The organism is Photobacterium sp. GJ3 (assembly GCF_018199995.1).
Classification (GTDB): Bacteria; Pseudomonadota; Gammaproteobacteria; order Enterobacterales; family Vibrionaceae; genus Photobacterium.
Genome location: NZ_CP073578.1, coordinates 182,572 through 202,491 on the forward strand (window position 1 = coordinate 182,572; position 19,920 = coordinate 202,491).

Below are 19,920 nucleotides of genomic sequence, written 5' to 3' on the forward strand. Positions count from 1 at the left end.
TGCGTGCCCAGGGTGCGCAGGAAGGATCAAGGCTGACAAAGCCGCCCACGCACTGAACGAAGGCGTGTACATGAGTACATAACTGAGTGAAGGAGGCAGGCAATACCGTCAGGATTGATTCTCACCAGCGGGATAATCACACCGATTTTGCCTGGCGACCATAGCGCTGTGGACCCACCTGATCCCATGCCGAACTCAGACGTGAAACGCAGCAGCGCCGATGGTAGTGTGGGGTCTCCCCATGTGAGAGTAGGACATCGCCAGGCTCTCTCTTTGAAAGACCCGTCCGGCGACGGGCTTTTTCTTCGCTCGAACCCCGCCGGGGTGAGCGGAGTCAACACAGAGTTTTTTGCTTTTGACCGGGAATTCACCGGGATAAAAAAGATGAAAATTTTGTCTTGACTTCAAATGAGGGAAGCGTAATATACGCGTCCTGACTTGCTGAAGCGAAACGCGCTAAAGCATTGAAAGTCAACGTTCTTTAACAATTTGACCATGCAATCTGTGTGGGCACTCGACAATGATACAGTCAAAAGATTTTATCAGTGAGCTGAGTGACCAATTGGTAGCACTTTCTTGAAAGAGTTACCGGCACAGTCAATTCGTTTCAACTTCGGTTGAAACATCAGTAATCACTGAGCCGCTTCTCTTCGGAGAGGCAACAAAATTCTAATTGAAGAGTTTGATCATGGCTCAGATTGAACGCTGGCGGCAGGCCTAACACATGCAAGTCGAGCGGCAGCGACATCACCAATCCTTCGGGTGCGTTGATGGGCGGCGAGCGGCGGACGGGTGAGTAATGCCTGGGAACATGCCTTAGTGTGGGGGATAACCATTGGAAACGATGGCTAATACCGCATAATCTCTACGGAGCAAAGCGGGGGACCTTCGGGCCTCGCGCGCTAAGATTGGCCCAGGTGGGATTAGCTAGTAGGTGGGGTAACGGCTCACCTAGGCGACGATCCCTAGCTGGTCTGAGAGGATGATCAGCCACACTGGAACTGAGACACGGTCCAGACTCCTACGGGAGGCAGCAGTGGGGAATATTGCACAATGGGGGAAACCCTGATGCAGCCATGCCGCGTGTGTGAAGAAGGCCTTCGGGTTGTAAAGCACTTTCAGCAGTGAGGAAGAGGTGGTGTTTAATAGATACCATCTTTGACGTTAGCTGCAGAAGAAGCACCGGCTAACTCCGTGCCAGCAGCCGCGGTAATACGGAGGGTGCGAGCGTTAATCGGAATTACTGGGCGTAAAGCGCATGCAGGCGGCGTGTTAAGCCAGATGTGAAAGCCCGGGGCTCAACCTCGGAATCGCATTTGGAACTGGCATGCTAGAGTCTTGTAGAGGGGGGTAGAATTTCAGGTGTAGCGGTGAAATGCGTAGAGATCTGAAGGAATACCGGTGGCGAAGGCGGCCCCCTGGACAAAGACTGACGCTCAGATGCGAAAGCGTGGGGAGCAAACAGGATTAGATACCCTGGTAGTCCACGCCGTAAACGATGTCTACTTGGAGGTTGGTGTCTTGAACACTGGCTTTCGGAGCTAACGCGTTAAGTAGACCGCCTGGGGAGTACGGTCGCAAGATTAAAACTCAAATGAATTGACGGGGGCCCGCACAAGCGGTGGAGCATGTGGTTTAATTCGATGCAACGCGAAGAACCTTACCTACTCTTGACATCCAGAGAACTTTCCAGAGATGGATCGGTGCCTTCGGGAACTCTGAGACAGGTGCTGCATGGCTGTCGTCAGCTCGTGTTGTGAAATGTTGGGTTAAGTCCCGCAACGAGCGCAACCCTTATCCTTGTTTGCCAGCACTTCGGGTGGGAACTCCAGGGAGACTGCCGGTGATAAACCGGAGGAAGGTGGGGACGACGTCAAGTCATCATGGCCCTTACGAGTAGGGCTACACACGTGCTACAATGGCGTATACAGAGGGCAGCCAACTAGCGATAGTGAGCGAATCCCACAAAGTACGTCGTAGTCCGGATTGGAGTCTGCAACTCGACTCCATGAAGTCGGAATCGCTAGTAATCGTGGATCAGAATGCCACGGTGAATACGTTCCCGGGCCTTGTACACACCGCCCGTCACACCATGGGAGTGGGCTGCACCAGAAGTAGATAGCTTAACCTTCGGGAGGGCGTTTACCACGGTGTGGTTCATGACTGGGGTGAAGTCGTAACAAGGTAGCCCTAGGGGAACCTGGGGCTGGATCACCTCCTTACCTAAAGACTGCGTTGTTATCGCAGTGTCCACACAGATTGCCTGGTCGAAATGTAGAGAGCCACTGGTGCTGCCCAACAGCATCAGTATGAGTGAGCGAAATATGTTTCGCTGACAAAAAATTTAGTCCCGTTCGTCTAGAGGCCTAGGACACCGCCCTTTCACGGCGGTAACAGGGGTTCGACTCCCCTACGGGACGCCATGGGTCGTTAGCTCAGTTGGTAGAGCAGTTGACTTTTAATCAATTGGTCGCAGGTTCGAATCCTGCACGACCCACCATTCCTGCCACGGAATGTAAAACACAGTGGGCGATTAGCTCAGTTGGGAGAGCACCTCCCTTACAAGGAGGGGTCACTGGTTCGAGCCCGGTATCGCCCACCATTCTTTCTCTTGCAGAAAGAAGCCCAGACGGAGGGGCTATAGCTCAGCTGGGAGAGCGCTTGCATGGCATGCAAGAGGTCGGCGGTTCGATCCCGCCTAGCTCCACCACTCTTTCAAGGTTTTTCCTTAAGAATCTTTAAAAAGTGGTTATCACTTGATAATTCACAATGCTCTTTAACAATCTGGAAAGCTGACTAGTAATTCAATCGATATGACGATTGAATCAAACTGTTTCGAAAGAAACAGAGTTCTCAAGCAATACACATTCAAGTGTCTTGTATTTTTTGTTTTCACTTTCCAAAGTGAACACAAAGTGAGTCCGGCGAAACAAATCAAACCTTGGTTGTTTGCGATACAGACCCTTTGGGGTTGTATGGTTAAGTGACTAAGCGTACACGGTGGATGCCTGGGCAGTCAGAGGCGATGAAGGACGTACTAACTTGCGATAAGCGGTGATGAGGCAGTAAGAGCCACTTGAGTCACCGATTTCCGAATGGGGAAACCCAGCTGCATAAGCAGTTATCATCAGGTGAATACATAGCCTGATGAGGCGAACCGGGGGAACTGAAACATCTAAGTACCCCGAGGAAGAGAAATCAACCGAGATTCCGGCAGTAGCGGCGAGCGAAACCGGATTAGCCCTTAAGCGTTTTTTGTGTCAGGTGAAGGCTCTGGAAAGTGCCGCGATACAGGGTGACAGCCCCGTAACCGACGATACCTTAAACGTGAAAACGAGTAGGACGGGACACGTGTTATCTTGTCTGAAGATGGGGGGACCATCCTCCAAGGCTAAATACTCCTGACTGACCGATAGTGAACCAGTACCGTGAGGGAAAGGCGAAAAGAACCCCTGTGAGGGGAGTGAAATAGAACCTGAAACCGTGTACGTACAAGCAGTAGGAGCCCTTCGGGGTGACTGCGTACCTTTTGTATAATGGGTCAGCGACTTAATTTCAGTAGCAAGGTTAACCATCTAGGGGAGCCGTAGGGAAACCGAGTCTTAACTGGGCGTACAGTTGCTGGGATTAGACCCGAAACCAGGTGATCTAGCCATGGGCAGGTTGAAGGTGAGGTAACACTTACTGGAGGACCGAACCGACTAATGTTGAAAAATTAGCGGATGACTTGTGGCTAGGGGTGAAAGGCCAATCAAACCTGGAGATAGCTGGTTCTCCCCGAAAGCTATTTAGGTAGCGCCTCGGACGAATACTACTGGGGGTAGAGCACTGTTAAGGCTAGGGGGTCATCCCGACTTACCAACCCTTTGCAAACTCCGAATACCAGTAAGTACTATCCGGGAGACACACGGCGGGTGCTAACGTCCGTCGTGGAGAGGGAAACAACCCAGACCGCCAGCTAAGGTCCCAAAGTATCACTAAGTGGGAAACGATGTGGGAAGGCTCAGACAGCCAGGATGTTGGCTTAGAAGCAGCCATCATTTAAAGAAAGCGTAATAGCTCACTGGTCGAGTCGGCCTGCGCGGAAGATTTAACGGGGCTAAGTGATACACCGAAGCTGCGGCAATGCGATTTATCGTATTGGGTAGGGGAGCGTTCTGTAAGCGGCTGAAGGTGTGCTGTAAGGCATGCTGGACGTATCAGAAGTGCGAATGCTGACATGAGTAACGACAATGGGGGTGAAAAACCTCCACGCCGGAAGACCAAGGGTTCCTGTCCAACGTTAATCGGGGCAGGGTGAGTCGACCCCTAAGGCGAGGCCGAAAGGCGTAGTCGATGGGAAACGGGTTAATATTCCCGTACTGCTTACTATTGCGATGGGGGGACGGAGAAGGCTAGGTGGGCCGGGCGACGGTTGTCCCGGTTCAAGGGTGTAGGCTGATGGTTTAGGCAAATCCGGACCATCTTTAAGGCTGAGACCCGATGTCGAGCCACCACGGTGGTGAAGTCATTGATGCCATGCTTCCGGGAAAAGCCTCTAAGCTTCAGATAGTAAGGAATCGTACCCCAAACCGACACAGGTGGTCGGGTAGAGAATACCAAGGCGCTTGAGAGAACTCGGGTGAAGGAACTAGGCAAAATGGTACCGTAACTTCGGGAGAAGGTACGCTGCCGGCGGTGAAGAGACTCGCTCTTAGAGCTGCTGGCAGTCGCAGATACCAGGTGGCTGCAACTGTTTATTAAAAACACAGCACTGTGCAAAATCGAAAGATGACGTATACGGTGTGACGCCTGCCCGGTGCCGGAAGGTTAATTGATGGGGTTATCTTCGGAGAAGCTCTTGATCGAAGCCCCGGTAAACGGCGGCCGTAACTATAACGGTCCTAAGGTAGCGAAATTCCTTGTCGGGTAAGTTCCGACCTGCACGAATGGCGTAATGATGGCCACGCTGTCTCCACCCGAGACTCAGTGAAATTGAAATCGCAGTGAAGATGCTGCGTCCCGCGGCTAGACGGAAAGACCCGTGAACCTTTACTACAGCTTGGCACTGAACATTGACCCTACATGTGTAGGATAGGTGGGAGGCTTCGAAGCAGGTACGCCAGTATCTGTGGAGCCGTCCTTGAAATACCACCCTTGTCGTGTTGATGTTCTAACGTCGCCCCGTTATCCGGGGTGCGGACAGTGCCTGGTGGGTAGTTTGACTGGGGCGGTCTCCTCCCAAAGCGTAACGGAGGAGCACGAAGGTGGGCTAATCACGGTCGGACATCGTGAGGTTAGTGCAATGGCATAAGCCCGCTTAACTGCGAGAATGACGGTTCGAGCAGGTGCGAAAGCAGGTCATAGTGATCCGGTGGTTCTGAATGGAAGGGCCATCGCTCAACGGATAAAAGGTACTCCGGGGATAACAGGCTGATACCGCCCAAGAGTTCATATCGACGGCGGTGTTTGGCACCTCGATGTCGGCTCATCACATCCTGGGGCTGAAGTCGGTCCCAAGGGTATGGCTGTTCGCCATTTAAAGTGGTACGCGAGCTGGGTTTAGAACGTCGTGAGACAGTTCGGTCCCTATCTGCCGTGGGCGCTGGATGATTGAAGGGAGTTGCTCCTAGTACGAGAGGACCGGAGTGAACGAACCGCTGGTGTTCGGGTTGTGTCGCCAGACGCATTGCCCGGTAGCTAAGTTCGGAACAGATAACCGCTGAAAGCATCTAAGCGGGAAGCTGGCCCTGAGATGAGTCATCCCTGAGACTTTAAGTCTCCTGAAGGGCTGTTCGAGACTAGAACGTTGATAGGCAGGGTGTGTAAGCGTTGTGAGGCGCTCAGCTAACCTGTACTAATTGCCCGTGAGGCTTAACCATACAACACCCAAAGGGTTTGAAGTACGGACTCCATAAGCACTTGAATGATGTGCTGAGAACTTTAGTCAGATTTCCATGATTGTTGAACAAAATTTGCCTGGCGACCATAGCGCTGTGGACCCACCTGATCCCATGCCGAACTCAGACGTGAAACGCAGCAGCGCCGATGGTAGTGTGGGGTCTCCCCATGTGAGAGTAGGACATCGCCAGGCTCTGATTACCAATTTGTCTACTGTAGCTTGCCGCTTTTGAGTGCTGCGATGCTCATGTACTGAATGTACACTGCGCTTCTCGCATCAAAATCGTCATCGCACAGCGACAAATGACCAAAACAAAGCCGTGAAACGTAAGACTTTGTTGAAACGATATTTTCCTGGGAAACGCAGGAATTTTCGATGTGAACGAGGCATTCAAGAGATGAACGAAGGAGCATACATCAAGTATGTGACTGAGTGAAGAATGCAGAATAATGACGAACACATTGAAAAGAACCAGTTTCGGAGCGGTAGTTCAGTTGGTTAGAATACCGGCCTGTCACGCCGGGGGTCGCGGGTTCGAGTCCCGTCCGCTCCGCCACTTCTTAGAAGCCCCAGTCTTTCGACTGGGGCTTTTTTCATATCAGGATTTCTGAAAAGAGCTGCCCACTTGGTAGCGCAGGAAGAATCAAGGCTGACAAAGCCGCCTACGCACTGAACGAAGGCGTGTCTTGTGATGCTCACGTACTTCAGTACGCTGCGCGTCTCAGTTCGAAATCTGCATCGCATCTAATACTATTCTGGAAAATTAACTGGTCAGGTCAATCCATTCCCGTGAGCACATCTGTTTGACCCGCTGAGTGCACTGCAAGAACTGGTTCCAGAACTGGTTCCAAGCAGTACAAACCTTATCAACAATATCGTCATAATCGCTGAAACTTTGATTGGCTAAGCAACGTTGCTTTAACCAACGCCATACCTGCTCTATTGGGTTAAGCTCAGGAGAATAGGGAGGCAGATTGATGATGCTGACATTCTCAAATTGATGCGCGACGTCATCAGTATGTCATCCCGCACCATCCATGATCATGACGGCATGCCGCTCTTTTTCTGTCACTCTCGAGATTTGCTTGAGGTGTTCGATCATGATCTCTTTGTTGACCCAGGGGACGACAATCGCTTCACCAATCCCTCGGCTTGGGCAAACGGAGCCAAACAAGTCGGCATAATCGAACTGTTGCTGTTTCACCGCGCGCGGCCTTGTTCCGCGTTCAGCCCAAAGCCGTGTCGTTGTATTCTGTTGGCCAAATCGAGCCTCATCCTGGAACCAGACATCCACCTGTTCAAGGCTGATATGACCTGGGATGTTACGGATCGTTTCCAGTAGGAAGTTTTTTAAAAGCTTCTTGCGTCGCTTGGCATTGTTTCGGGTGTTTTGAGCGGGATGTTATCCATGAGAAGCCCATCTGATCGAGCAAATAGTAAATAAAATCAGTGTGATAGTGCTTATTGAACTGCTGGACGATATATGCATGGATATCAGCACCTGTGAGTCTGCCACCTTGCGTGTAAGTTCTGAATAGTGGGAGCCCTGATGCTTTTCTTTTCTCTTGATGAAGTTCAGTCAGAAATGAACGAGTTGATGACGACCAGGCGTTGAAGACAGATATCTGAAGATTGAACTTGTTCACTGGCTTACAGAGTCGTTGAAGGTTGTGATGTATCGTGACTATCAGCTTCAGAAAGCTCGGATCCGAGGGGAAGGAGATAGGTTGAGTTGTTTATGCTGGCTCCTTGGAGCAGGCAGGCTTTATGTGATTGCCCAGCTCAAGAAGTGAGCTTACAGAGTCCGCCCCATATGGGGATAATACGAAACCACTCTCTGTTCATGTATTGATATCCTACTGATTAAACGATGTAATCGGCATCGGAGGTATCATGGCTAACGATAAAGTGTTTATTGAGTAGTTCGATCAAACTGGTTTTATATTCGTCATGGCGCTGATTGCCGAGCAGTTGCGCGATTTCCTGGCCGACAGGGGAAAGGCGGTAATAAAGCAGGCTGACACCGTGCTTGGTTGGCAGTAGCTGGTACTGGCTCCCCTGATAATAGAAGTGAAGTGCCAGGCCCCGTTGAAGCTGGCCGGATTCTAATTCAGTACTCAGGATCAACCCTAATTCCATCAACTCTAACAGATGTGAGTACGGAAGACTGAAATAGCCAAGGTTGAGCTTGTCGGTAGAAGGCTGTTTTAGCTGGCGAAATAGGCCAGTTCTGAATTTAACCCCAGTGAGTAGCTTTTTACTGTTATCTTGCCCGAAATGACAACTCAGCATACAGGCACGGCGAAAAAGCTGAGCATCTCGCTGGGTCATTTGCTTGAGCGTGGTCATGGCCTTTAAAGAGATGGAGCCCGGAGAAATGACTTCCTGGCGCAGAATACGGCTCCAGAGTTTTTGCATAGGAGGGCTGTATATATCTTGTGTGATGGCAATGAAGTGATGCATCCAGTCTGGATCGGGTTCCCCGGCAGTTTCATCCAGGCAACTCTCGTACCCTAGCTTAAAGATGCGTTCCAGATTTTGCTGCTGGCGTTGTAGTTGTTTTTGCTGTCGGTTTTCGGTTCGTTCCTGAAGAGTTTTGTCATGATCGTCATCGATCTGGGCACCAACGGCATGGTGACGTGCGAGAGACTGAATCCGGAAACGACTGCTTTTGACCGTGTTTTTAGTGTTGTTCTTTTTTTCAGTGGCTGACACGACCTGTACGGGTTGTGGATTGACCTGGTTTTCAGTGCCCATTCGAATATCACTCCAAGCTACGATACCTATAGTTTTTACATTCGATTGGAATCTTTAGCAAGAGGCGTGACTTTTCTGTTAATTAATGGTTAAATTTGTTAATCGCCCGGTGTGATGAAGCTGTGCTATCAAGGAGGGGTTGATGACGAAAAAGTCCACGAAACGAATTACAGATATTTTGTTACTGCTTGGCTATGTGGTGATTCTGGCTTACCTTGCGTCCCACGTGTAAAGTAAGCCAGTCATTACTTTAGTTAGCTTGCATCGTCGTATTCTTCAATTTCAGTACCCTGCAGCATGTAGCCTGTTTCGGCCAGATCATGCTCAACCGTCTGTACCTTCAATTTTCCAACGATATAGACGACATCCCAAAGTTGCTGTACAGGTGCACCTTTCGGAAATTTTACGTAAATAATCTGATTGGGGGGCGGTGGTGGTACATGAATACAGGCACCAAAATAAGGGACCAGTAAAAACTCGGTGATCGTATTTTCATCTCCTTCTAAAGGAATGACGAAGCCGGGTATTTTCACTTTACTTCCGTCCAGCTCTGGACGGACCGATCCTATGCGCTTTTGCAAAGCGGCCTGATCGCCTTCATGATTCATGAAAGGCATCCCTTGTTGATTGAATTGCTGGCGCTCTTTTTCCGGGATCAGATCAATCCAGTCCAGCGTCAGTGTTTCTTTTGCACTGGCAACGAAGGGCAGCCAGCAACACAGCAGAATGAGAATAATCTTCATCATTTTTCCTTAAATTCGAATCGTCATACCATCGGCGAGAGATAGCCTGTACGCACGTAGTGCCGGGATCAGACTGGTGAACATCCCGGCAATTAAAATTATCCCCATCAGCATCCATTCATAAGCACTGGGGGCCTGAACTGGCAGATAGAGCCCAAATGTATCCAACAGCCAATTGTGACTCAAAAATAGGCCACCATAAAGTGTGAGCACCCCCACCAGAATTCCTGTCAGGGTTAGTGCTGTTGTTTCAACGAAGAGCAAGCCAGCAATCCAGCCCGGGCGCGCGCCAGTTGCGCGCAAAATTGCCATTTCCCTGCGCCTTTCATTCAGGCTGGTCAATAAGCTGGATAACATGCCCAGTAAGCCGGCAATCACAACAAACACCGAGACGACCATCAGTGCCTGTTCTGCCACAGACATCATACCCCATAGTTCATGCAGAGCGACTCCGGGCATGATGGCGCTTAATGGCTCATCAGGATAGGTGTTGATGTAACGCTGTAAGGCAAAGGTCTGAATTTTTGAATTCAAACCCAGCAGTACGGCGGTGATCTGTTTGGGCGAAAAGGTTTGCTGATTCAGGTGTGCAGCATCTGGGGTGTGCCCTAAATTGGCACCGGATTCCCAGCCCACATGAATGGCTTCAATGGCCGCTAAGGAGACATGAACACTGCGATCTACTGGAGTACCAGTTGGGGCCAGAATACCTGTGATGGTAAAGGGCAGATTGTCGTGGCGGGTGAAGCGCTTATCACTGATGCCATGAGCAATAATGATTTGATCACCAAGTTGATACCCGAGCTTTCGGGCGACTTCTGCGCCGATCACCGTTTCGAACAAGGACTGAAAGCTTGTTCCTTGCCTGAAGGCCAGATGCTGCTTTTGACCATACTGGTAGTATCGAAAGTAATCTTCATTGGTGCCAATGACCCGAAACCCACGATGTGAATCTCCGAGAGAGATTGGGATCGCCCATTGAACCGCTTTGTGGGCTTTTAAGGCCTGGAAACTCTGCCAGTCGATGTTATTGGTGGCATTGCCGATGCGAAAGACGGAGTACAGCAGCAGATTGACCTGACCAGAGCGGGCTCCCACGATGAGATCGGTTCCGGAAATCGTGTGTGCGAAACTGGCTTTGGCTTGCGTCCGTACTTTTTCAACGCCCAGCAACAACGTTGTTGAAATCGCGATGGTTAGCACTGTCAGGATAGCTGTCGTTTTTCTGTTTCGCAGGCTTTGCCAGGCGAGCAATATCAAAGCTTTCATGTGTGTTTCCCTGGCATCCTATGATTGAGTTCTTTGAGATTCAGGATGCGATCAAATCCTTGAGTCAGGGTTGGATCATGACTGACGAAAAGCAGGCTGGCTTCGGCCTGTTCACATTCGTCCATCAGCAACTGGATAAAGTGATTACGATTGTCGTGATCCAGCGCAGAGGTGGGTTCATCCGAGATCAGTAAAGCCGGGCGGCCAATCAAAGCCCGTGCAGCTGCGACTCGCTGTTGCTGCCCGATACTGAGCTGAGTCACCTGACGAGACAGGCAGGACTCGGGCAACTGTAGTGACTTGAGAAGTCGCTTTGCTTCTTGTTCGGGAGCGGTTGTTTTCTGCTTCCGGAGCGGTGAGAAGTGGCAGGGCAGCAGCACATTGTCTATCACGGAAAGATAAGGCAGCAGATTGAACTGCTGAAAGATATAGCCAATGTGGTCGGCCCGGCGTCGATCCCGTTGAGATGCGGATAATGCACTGAATGATTCACCTAACAGCCGGATATCACCTTGTATGGGCTGGTGAATACCAGCCATCAGACTGAGTAAGGTCGATTTTCCACTGCCGCTTGGTCCTTGCAGGAAGACCTTTTCGCCCTGAGACAAGGAGAATGATGTGATGCTGATGAGGTCATCGGTCTGATCCGGCCAGCGAAATCGGACCTGATCGAGTTGCATGATTGTCATGGTGCTCCCCAAAAAAGGGAGCCGAGCTCCCTTGTGTTTGCAGATTCTGGCTTAGAAACGAAATTCGGCCTGACTGGCAGTCAGTGTTGCTGCTTGCTGGCCTTTTTCTGTGATGGCTTGCAATTGAACTTTTTCTGTTGCCGGGAACTGAGAGAACCATTTCAGCGTCAGCGTGTTGAGCTTGTCGATGTTATCGCAGTGGTAGGTGTATTGGAGACTGAATTCGCCGTGTTCAGCATGCTCATGTTGATCGTGGTCGTCATGGTCATGGTGCTCATGCGCGTGTTCATCATGATTGTGTCCATCATGGTCATGGTGTTCATCATGATCGTGGTCGCTGTGATTTTCATGCTCATGTTTTTCAGTGTGATCTGAAAGAGTATGTGAAATCTGATGTTCATGCATTTGACATCCAGCTGAAGCATTGAGCGTCAGCAGTGCTTCTGGACGATTTAGTTTCAGAATGGCATCTTTCAGCGCTTTTTGTTCTGCATCTGTCTCTGGTGGATGCTCAAATCCGATGACATCTGCAGCGGGTGCGGTGATCTCAAGGAGCAGATCGTCGCCATCCTGCGCCATATTCAGTTCAACTTGTCCATGAACGTGTGCTTCATGTTGGGTATAGGCCCAGGCCGGGGCGGCGCAGGTTGCAGCAGAAACCAGCAGCCAGGTTGCTGCGCGGAAATGTTGAGTTGGCATGTGAAACTCCCAAAAAATAAAAATGTGAAGAAATAGGGGTAATTATAGGGAGAGCTCGGGTGGATCCCGGGCAGCCGAACGTGCTATGAGCCAGTCGGAAAACCGTTGAACAACGTGAAATACTTCGATGGAAGCTGTACTGAATAATGGCAGGTTAAATCGGGCCGGAGGTACATCGCCGGAAACAATATGATGGCAGGGGCAATCTTGTTCTGCATGGTGCGGCTGATTCAGCGCATCGAGTGTGTGAAGCACCTGAAGGGGAGATGCCAGAATGAGCAGGCCGAAGACCAAGGTCAGAAGTCCGTGTTGCCATCCCTGGTTGAGCGGATTACGCACCTTCAAGTCCCTACCTCATAAAAAGAAAGGATGTAATGATATATTATTACATCCTTTCCGGGAAGACCGATTAAAGCAGAGACTGAATTTTTGACATGGCTTGCTGGATTTCGCTCTGATTCAGTTGCCCGTCTTTGACAAAAACCACTTTGCCGGACTGATCCAGCACGATGATTGCAGAGCTTTCTTCTTTGAGTTCCCAGCGAGAACGTACCTGTCCTTTGGCATCTAGCACGATGGAAGACCAGGCAAATTCTTTTTTGCTGTTTTCAGCCGAGGATTTCACAAAGCCCCCGTACCCCAGATGGCATCATCCTGATTAATGATGGTGGTGGTCTGGTACTGATCCTGAGGCAAGTTGGCCGCTTTGATGGCTTCAATCAAGGGTGCATTGAGCTCTTTGGCTGAACTGCGACCGGCGATGGCCTGGATCACGCGGACCTTGCCGGTCAGCTGACTGCTTTGCCAGGACTGATACACGATGCTGTCTCCTTGCAGGATCAACTCACCTTTATCGGAAACGCTGGTGCTCGGCAGCGGTTGTCCAAGGGTCAGGTTATGGGCGCTGGCCTGAAAAGCCATGGCAGGTAAAAGGGTACAGAGTGCAATCAAAGATGACTTCATGTTCATTCGTTTTTTTCCTTCTTGATGGTTGTGCTGACTTATCATAGTTGAGTTTTTATTCACTGGTAGAACCAGTTTGTTAACCTTGAAGTGAATCACTGTTTTCCCCGGTCTGATGAAGGAATTGTGATTTCTTGAAAATTGGATACGCAGACTGAACTTTTTTGTCCTACAGTTGGGCGTTGTTAAGGAAGCGCTTGCACAAGTTGAAGCAAAATAATGATGGCAAGCCTTTTGCATATTATTGACAACGAGAAAGCAACTTTCCTGTCTACTAAGGGTCAGAGGTTCAGTGAGTTGAGGGATATTATGCTGAAAATCTTTAAACAATATCGTCCGAACCAGATTGCACGTTATGTGAAGAACTACTTCCGTGGTCGCTTGTTCATCGTGGGTATCGGCGCATTTGAATTTGATGGCGGGCGATTGCTGCCGCCAGTGACACAGGATATCAAGGCACTGAATGTCTTATCTGAGGTCAATAAAGAAATTCAACTGATGACGGCTGCCAGTTACAGCTTTTAACCGCAGCCATCACAAATGCGCCAGCGAGCGATGACACTGGCGCAATGGGGTGGGTTACTGTGGCGGCAGACACACGCCTGTGCCCCCTAAGCCGCAATATCCCTGAGGATTTTTTTCCAGATACTGCTGGTGATAATCTTCAGCAAAATAGAATGCCGGAGCGGGCTGAATGGCTGTAGTAATCACAGCGGTACGCTGATCGGCACGCAATGCAGATTGATACCTTTCTTTGCTGTTTTCCGCCAGTTCCTGCTGTGCATCGCTGGTGGTATAGATGACTGAACGGTACTGTGTTCCGATGTCATTCCCTTGTCGCATGCCCTGTGTTGGATCATGATTTTCCCAAAATTGGGCAAGCAATTGCTCCAGAGAGATCTGAGCAGGGTCGAAGACAACCCGCACAACTTCAGTGTGGCCGGTTTCGCCGGAACACACTTCCTGGTATGTCGGATTGGGTGTAAATCCACCACTGTAACCGACGGCGGTATTGATGACACCGGGCTGACGCCAGAGGAGACGCTCTGCGCCCCAGAAACATCCCATTCCCAGAATGATTTCTTCCATACCTGCCGGCACCGGAGCGTTCAGTGGCTGGCCGAAAATAGCATGCAGCTCGGATGGAATGAATTGCGCAGAACGACCCGGTAAAGCCGACTCTGCAGTGATCATCTGCTGTTTATCCATGGTGCAGTTTTCCTAATGTCTCGTCGTATAAGGCAAAAAGTAGAGGATTCGCGGCTGACAATCAATAGGGATGCAGCCTGTGTATCAATAACAGACCGGCTTTTTGAAAAGATCTTCTTTTGCGGTCAAAAGGTTGGCAGTTTGCCCGGCAGTTGTCAGAATAAAGTATGCGCGCTATCTAATAAGACTCAATCAGTGAAGAACATAAAAGAATGATGAAATTGTTTCGGCGCTGTTTCTGGACAGTTGCTGTTTTTGTGGTACCAGTGCCCGTTTGGGCTGAGATGGACATTCAAATCAACGGATTGAGTGGCAGTCTGAAAAAAAACGTCAACATCTACGTTGCTGCCATTCCAAAAAGTGATTACAGCACCTCGCTGCGGTTCAGAAATCAGCTGGAAACGGAAATGCGAACCGCGCTGAAAGCGCTGGGGCGATATCAGCCTGTATTTACCTATAGTGTCGAAGAAGACGGTGATGACAGCACATTGACCGTGAATGTTGACGCCGGTCCGAAGACAAAAATCGCCCGTAGTGATATCCGGATTACGGGTGCTGCTGAAGATGATCTGGATTTTTTTGTGCTGAAGCGCGACAGCGACTTAGAGCTCGGGCGGACCCTGAATCATGGGAAGTATGATGCTTTTAAGTCGTCGCTGGAAAGCCTGGCGCTGCGAAAAGGTTACTTTGATGCCGAGATGAAGACCAGCCGCCTGGAGGTGGCTCCGGGCCGGAATGAGGCGTTCATTGAGATCGCGTTTGATTCCGGAAAACGTTACAAATATGGTGAGATTGATATTCTGGGCAGCCAGATTATCGACCGTAAAGTTCGTTCACTCTCTCCTTTTGAAGAAGGGGATTATTATCTAGTGTCCGAAGTGGGCGAATATAACCAGCGATTGTCGCAGGTTGGCTGGTTCTCCTCCATTTTTGTTGGCGGCGATGTCGATGATCTCCAGAACGAAACTGTCCCCATTCGTGTCAACCTCAGGCCTGAAGTGAGAAACAAAATTGAAACCGGTATTGGCTACTCGACCGATGTCGGCCCGCGTCTGAAATTCAACTGGCGCAAACCCTGGATGAACAGTGCAGGTCATAGCCTGGATGTCCGGACAGAAATTTCAACGGTTCAACCCAAAGTCGAAGCCATCTATAAGATCCCGCTTGAGAATGTTCTGGAAGATTATTATCAGATCCTTGGCGCTATCCGGTATGTGGATAATCACAGCACCACCAGTACCGAGTACCATTTCGGGGTGGAGCGGCACTGGAATCTGGATGATGCCTGGGATGGTGTCGCCTCGGTTCGTTTACTTTATGAAGACTACAGTCAGGGGGCCTTTGAAGAAGGTTCCACTTTTATGGTGATTCCGGGGATTGGCGTAGACCGGACCCGATTGCGGGGCGGCAGCTGGCCAACCTGGGGCGATAAGCAGTTGCTGAAACTGGAGTACTCAGATCCTGCGCTGGGTTCAGACACCCGGCTGGCGAAATTGCGCGGGCGTAGCGCCTGGATTCGCTCCTATGGCGAGAATCATCGCGGTCTGGCCCGTCTGGATGCCGGGGCGGTCTGGGCTGAACGACTGGAAGATATCCCGCCTTCGATGCGTTTTTTCATCGGTGGGGACAACAGCCTGCGCGGATACAGCTATGAATCGATCTCGCCGCGTGACAGCGAAGGCCAGCAGGTGGGGGGCGAGTATATGCTTGCGTCCAGTCTGGAGTACCAGTATCGGCTGACCGGAAATTGGTGGGGGGCTGTGTTCTACGATTACGGTTCTTCCTGGAACGATACCCCGGACTGGCAAGCGGGTTCAGGCGTCGGGATACGTTGGGCATCGCCTGTCGGTCCGATCCGGCTGGATTTCGCCTGGGGGCTCGACAAACCGGACGATCGTTTCCAAATCCACTTTGTTCTGGGGCCTGAATTATGATTTGGCTGAAAAGGCTGGCTGTGGGCCTGCTGACTTTGCTGCTGTTACTGACGCTGCTGTTGTGGGCATTCCTTTATTCACATGCAGGGGTTCAGATTGTGTTATGGGGAGCGCAGAAATTTGTGCCTGCGTTGTCGGTGAAAGACAGCTCCGGCGCATTATTGAAAGGCTTCACACTCAGCGGTGTCCGGTACAAAGATGATCTGATGTCGCTGAGTTCAGAGGCGGTGACCCTGAATATCAATGACGATTGCTTACCCGTGCCGGCTTTATGTATCCGGGAACTGAGTCTGAACGGTCTGAAATTTACCATGGCAGAACTCCCGCCGGCATCGGAAGAGGAAGAAACGCCCTCCGAGCCGCTGACAGAAATTGCTCTGCCCATTCCTGTGAGTCTGGACCGGCTGACGCTCAATGACATTGATCTGAATATTCTGGGCAATCAGGTGCGCTGGAAACGCTTCAGCTCTGCAGCAACCATGACCGGCAGTCATCTCACACTCAAGCCCACCGACTGGGAAGAGATTGTGCTGAATCTGGCCTCTCCGGCTGAACAGGAGATTCAGGAGCAGACACAGGAACAGGCCGAAGATGTTGCTGAGGCCTACACGGAGGACAAGCGCGAAGCCATCGTGCTCCCGGAAGTGGTGCTGCCACTGAAAGTGACGGTAGAGCGTTTTACCGTCAAAGATTTCCTGCTGGAAGGTAAAACACCGCAACAGGTGAACCAGCTGGAGCTGGTGGCCGAAGCGCAGGACAGTCAGGTGACACTGACCCGTTTGTGGCTGGATGTCCCCCAAGCCAGTCTGGATGCTTCAGGTGAGGTAACGCTGAAAGGTGAGTACCCGCTCACTCTGAAAGCGAAGTCTGACATCGCGATGGCGCCCGTTCAGGGCCATCACCTGGCGCTGGATGCCAAGGGATCACTGGCACATCTGGGGCTGGATCTGGCTTTGACCGGGCGTCTGGATGCGGCACTTCAGGGGAAAATCTCCCCGCTCGATCCGGATCTGCCTTTCGATCTCAAGTTAGTTAGTGAACACTTACAGTGGCCTCTGACGGATAAACCGGACTTTGTCGCCAAATCAACTGCTATCAATGCAAAAGGCAGTTTAGACGGCTTCAGTTTCGAGGCGCGCACGAAAGCCGATGGTGAGCCGATCCCGGCAGTGGATGCAAACCTGAAAGGGAAAGGTTCCCTGACGGATGTCAGTCTGGATGTATTCACGCTGAATACCCTTGGCGGTCAGATCTCGGGCAATGCAAAAGCCGACTGGGCCAAATTAGTGAACTGGCAGGGAGAATTAAACCTGACTGATATTCAGCCGGGTTTGCAGTGGCCGGAAGCGGAAGGGCGGCTCAGTGGCCGGGTTCGCACATCCGGCGGCCTGACATCGCAGGGGGCTGGTCGGTGCAGGTGTCAGAGCTGAATATTGATGGTGAAGTGATTGGCCAGCCGTTTAATCTGGCAGGCCAGCTGGATGCCGAGGATCGCACGGGTCAGGGGGCGCTGACGCTGGTCACGCAGGGGCTATCCTTGTCACATGGTCCGAATTCGCTGACTGCGAACGGCAGCCTGAAAGAAACCTGGGATCTGTCTGCCATCATCAAAGCGCCGAATCTGGCCCAGTCTGTCCCTGGACTGCGTGGCCGGGTGAATGGTGATCTGAAGCTGAGTGGCAAAATGGCCGAGCCGACCGTGGCTGTGAATCTGACCGGACAGGCGTTAGGCTGGGCGGATCTGGCCCAGCTCAAAAGTCTGAGCCTGAAAGGGCGGATCACGCCGCTGCCAGCACTGAATGCAGACATCCGACTGATTGCCGAAGAAGGTAAGTATCAGGATGCGGCAACGCTGAAAAAGTTGGATCTGACTTTTCAGGGCACGGAGGCCAGCCACGCCCTTCGCCTGAACCTGAATGGGGAACCGGTCAGCACAGTACTGACGGTCCGCGGCAGTCTCGACAGAACACAAGGCTGGCAGGGGATCTTGCAGCGAGGCGAGCTGGAAACACCGATCGGGCCGTGGCGAATCAATCAGCCAACAGCCATTGCTTACAGCTTCAGTAAGCAAAGCGTTTCGGTTGCAGCCCATTGCTGGCGGCAACAGGATGCAGCGGTTTGTCTCAGCCAGCCGCTCGATGCTGGCGCGAGTGGGCAGGCGGCGCTGGCGATCAATCAGTTTGGTTTTTCGATCTTGCAACCTTTTCTGCCGCCGGAGCTGAAACTGGATGGGGAGTTAAATGCCACCGTGAATGCGGGCTGGTCACCGAATCAACCGCCAGTGCTTCAAGCACAGCTTCGTTTACCTTCGGGCAGTGTGAAGCAGCAGGATGCGGCGGATGCTCCCGCGATGACACTGGGATGGGATCAGGTCACGCTGAATGCGGAGATGCGCAATGATACGCTCAATGCCGACTGGCTGGTGGCTGTGACAGAGAATGGCGATTTGTCGGGTCAGGCCCGGATTTCTCAGCTGAGTGGTGAGCAGCAAATCAATGCGAATGTAAAACTGGATGCTTTCCGGCTGGATTTCCTGCAGCCGCTGGTGGCAGATTATGACACCTTTGCCGGTCAGGTGGATACGAATCTGACGTTCTCCGGACCGGTGATGCAGCCTCAGGTGCAGGGGATTTTGAAAGTATCTCAGCTCAAAGCCATTGGGCGTAAAGTGCCTTTGGATCTGGAGCGGGGCGAGATTGTGGCGAACTTTAGCGGGTACACTGCTCAGTTACGCGGCGAGCTGGATACACCAGACGGACAGTTGCTCCTGCAAGGGGATGCAAATTGGGCTGATCTGGCGAACTGGAGCACGAATTTGCGGGTAAACGGACGAGAACTTGAGGTGAACGTTCCTCCGATGCTCGCGATGAAGGTCTCCCCGGATCTGCAAATCAGTGCAGCACCGCAACAGGCGGAAATCACCGGGACCGTCGCGATTCCGTGGGGACGAATCACGGTGGATCGTTTACCGGAGTCGGCGGTACAGGTGTCTGATGATGAAATTCTACTGACGGATGATCTCAAACCGATTGAGACCGAAGCAAAAGTACCCTTTGCCATCAAAACTGATGTCATGGTCCAGATTGGTCCCGATGTCCGTCTGTCGGCTTTCGGGCTGGATGCCGGACTGTCGGGGAATCTGAAGGTGAACCAGAAAGATAAAGCGCCGCTGGTTTACGGGGAAATCCGGGTGGATGACGGCACCTACCGTGCCTTCGGTCAGGAACTGGTGATCCGGAAAGGGGAAATTATCTTTAATGGTCCGGCGGATCAGCCTTATCTGTCCGTGGAAGCGATTCGTAATCCGAACAATATTGAAGATGATGTGACTGCCGGGATCCGGGTGACGGGACCAGCGGACGAACCTCGGGTGGATATTTTCTCAAGTCCGGCGATGCCACAGCAAAATGCCCTGTCCTATGTACTGCGCGGCCGGGATCTGGACAGTGAGTCGCCCGAAGGCGGCGGTGCGATGACGACGGCGCTGATCAGTATGGGACTTGCGCGCAGCAGCCAGATGGTGGGGAGTGTCGGGGAAGCCTTCGGCGTGCAGGATCTGACGCTGGATACCGCCGGTGCCGGGGATGATTCTCAGGTCACCATCAGTGGTTATGTCTATCCCGGGTTGCAGGTGAAATATGGCGTGGGTATCTTTAACCCCATCGGTGAATTTACGATTCGCTATAAACTAATGAAGGATCTGTATCTGGAAGCAGTGTCCGGCCTCGACAGTGCCGTGGATTTGCTCTACCAGTTCGAATTTAACTAAGAGGAAG

12 protein-coding genes, 5 tRNA genes, 4 rRNA genes and 2 pseudogenes are annotated in these 19,920 nt (G+C 51.5%); 13 read left to right on the forward strand and 10 right to left on the reverse strand.

From position 1 onward, the window contains the following. Positions 1 to 150: 150 nt before the first annotated feature. The 9 genes from rrf (KDD30_RS00900) (at position 151) to KDD30_RS00940 (ending at position 6,437) form a co-directional block, all read left to right on the forward strand. A 5S ribosomal RNA gene (rrf, locus tag KDD30_RS00900) occupies positions 151 to 266 on the forward strand. A gap of 404 nt (positions 267 to 670) precedes the next feature. After that, positions 671 to 2,222, forward strand: a 16S ribosomal RNA gene (locus tag KDD30_RS00905). Positions 2,223 to 2,347: 125 nt separating this feature from the next. After that, a tRNA-Glu gene (locus KDD30_RS00910) sits at positions 2,348 to 2,423 on the forward strand. A gap of 1 nt (position 2,424) precedes the next feature. Further along, a tRNA-Lys gene (locus KDD30_RS00915) sits at positions 2,425 to 2,500 on the forward strand. A 27-nt stretch (positions 2,501 to 2,527) separates the two neighbouring features. Then, positions 2,528 to 2,602: transfer RNA gene (locus tag KDD30_RS00920), tRNA-Val, on the forward strand. 32 nt (positions 2,603 to 2,634) lie between these two features. Next, a tRNA-Ala gene (locus KDD30_RS00925) sits at positions 2,635 to 2,710 on the forward strand. A 267-nt stretch (positions 2,711 to 2,977) separates the two neighbouring features. Further along, positions 2,978 to 5,861, forward strand: a 23S ribosomal RNA gene (locus KDD30_RS00930). A gap of 96 nt (positions 5,862 to 5,957) precedes the next feature. Further along, a 5S ribosomal RNA gene (rrf, locus tag KDD30_RS00935) occupies positions 5,958 to 6,073 on the forward strand. The 16S, 23S and 5S rRNA genes sit together here with 5 tRNA genes alongside, the layout of an rRNA operon. 287 nt (positions 6,074 to 6,360) lie before the next feature. Continuing rightward, positions 6,361 to 6,437: transfer RNA gene (locus KDD30_RS00940), tRNA-Asp, on the forward strand. A gap of 207 nt (positions 6,438 to 6,644) precedes the next feature. Here the strand turns inward: KDD30_RS00940 and KDD30_RS24425 are convergent. From KDD30_RS24425 to KDD30_RS00990, 9 genes and pseudogenes are all read right to left on the reverse strand, one after another. Then, a pseudogene (locus KDD30_RS24425) lies at positions 6,645 to 7,175 on the reverse strand (IS630 family transposase). 28 nt (positions 7,176 to 7,203) lie between these two features. Beyond that, complete coding sequence (locus KDD30_RS24830) at positions 7,204 to 7,527, reverse strand: winged helix-turn-helix domain-containing protein (protein WP_371826058.1); 324 nt, start codon at positions 7,525 to 7,527, stop codon at positions 7,204 to 7,206. 217 nt (positions 7,528 to 7,744) lie between these two features. Continuing rightward, the gene (locus tag KDD30_RS00960; RefSeq protein WP_211646969.1) at positions 7,745 to 8,638 is read right to left on the reverse strand and encodes a TIGR03899 family protein; all 894 of its coding nucleotides are present in this window, start codon (positions 8,636 to 8,638) and stop codon (positions 7,745 to 7,747) included. A 254-nt stretch (positions 8,639 to 8,892) separates the two neighbouring features. Next, a complete protein-coding gene (locus KDD30_RS00965; RefSeq protein ID WP_211646970.1) occupies positions 8,893 to 9,384 on the reverse strand; it encodes a DUF3299 domain-containing protein in 492 nt (163 codons plus the stop codon). A 6-nt stretch (positions 9,385 to 9,390) separates the two neighbouring features. After that, positions 9,391 to 10,650: an ABC transporter permease gene (locus KDD30_RS00970; RefSeq protein WP_211646971.1), complete on the reverse strand. Its 1,260-nt coding sequence runs from the start codon at positions 10,648 to 10,650 to the stop codon at positions 9,391 to 9,393. Beyond that, complete coding sequence (locus KDD30_RS00975) at positions 10,647 to 11,339, reverse strand: ABC transporter ATP-binding protein (protein WP_211646972.1); 693 nt, start codon at positions 11,337 to 11,339, stop codon at positions 10,647 to 10,649. Before KDD30_RS00975 ends, KDD30_RS00970 begins: the two co-directional genes overlap by 4 nt. Positions 11,340 to 11,390: 51 nt before the next feature. Next, complete coding sequence (locus tag KDD30_RS00980) at positions 11,391 to 12,038, reverse strand: DUF2796 domain-containing protein (protein ID WP_211646973.1); 648 nt, start codon at positions 12,036 to 12,038, stop codon at positions 11,391 to 11,393. 42 nt (positions 12,039 to 12,080) lie between these two features. Continuing rightward, positions 12,081 to 12,377 (reverse strand): hypothetical protein, encoded by a 297-nt coding sequence (locus KDD30_RS00985; RefSeq protein WP_211646974.1) that lies wholly within the window; start codon positions 12,375 to 12,377, stop codon positions 12,081 to 12,083. 70 nt (positions 12,378 to 12,447) lie between these two features. Further along, positions 12,448 to 13,007: pseudogene (locus KDD30_RS00990) on the reverse strand (YtfJ family protein). A gap of 303 nt (positions 13,008 to 13,310) precedes the next feature. Between KDD30_RS00990 and KDD30_RS00995 the strand changes: the two are divergent. After that, complete coding sequence (locus KDD30_RS00995) at positions 13,311 to 13,526, forward strand: DUF1107 domain-containing protein (RefSeq protein ID WP_211646975.1); 216 nt, start codon at positions 13,311 to 13,313, stop codon at positions 13,524 to 13,526. A gap of 54 nt (positions 13,527 to 13,580) precedes the next feature. Here KDD30_RS00995 and msrA read toward each other — a convergent pair whose 3' ends face one another. Next, the gene (msrA, locus tag KDD30_RS01000) at positions 13,581 to 14,210 is read right to left on the reverse strand and encodes a peptide-methionine (S)-S-oxide reductase MsrA (RefSeq protein WP_211646976.1); all 630 of its coding nucleotides are present in this window, start codon (positions 14,208 to 14,210) and stop codon (positions 13,581 to 13,583) included. A gap of 212 nt (positions 14,211 to 14,422) precedes the next feature. Here msrA and KDD30_RS01005 point away from each other — a divergent pair, with 212 nt between their 5' ends. From KDD30_RS01005 to KDD30_RS24840, 3 genes are read left to right on the forward strand one after another with little or no spacing between them, the layout of a single operon-like run. Next, complete coding sequence (locus tag KDD30_RS01005) at positions 14,423 to 16,144, forward strand: autotransporter assembly complex family protein (protein ID WP_371826059.1); 1,722 nt, start codon at positions 14,423 to 14,425, stop codon at positions 16,142 to 16,144. Continuing rightward, positions 16,141 to 17,574 (forward strand): hypothetical protein, encoded by a 1,434-nt coding sequence (locus tag KDD30_RS24835; protein ID WP_371826060.1) that lies wholly within the window; start codon positions 16,141 to 16,143, stop codon positions 17,572 to 17,574. Before KDD30_RS01005 ends, KDD30_RS24835 begins: the two co-directional genes overlap by 4 nt. After that, a complete protein-coding gene (locus tag KDD30_RS24840; protein ID WP_371826061.1) occupies positions 17,556 to 19,913 on the forward strand; it encodes a translocation/assembly module TamB domain-containing protein in 2,358 nt (785 codons plus the stop codon). Before KDD30_RS24835 ends, KDD30_RS24840 begins: the two co-directional genes overlap by 19 nt. Positions 19,914 to 19,920: the final 7 nt, after the last annotated feature.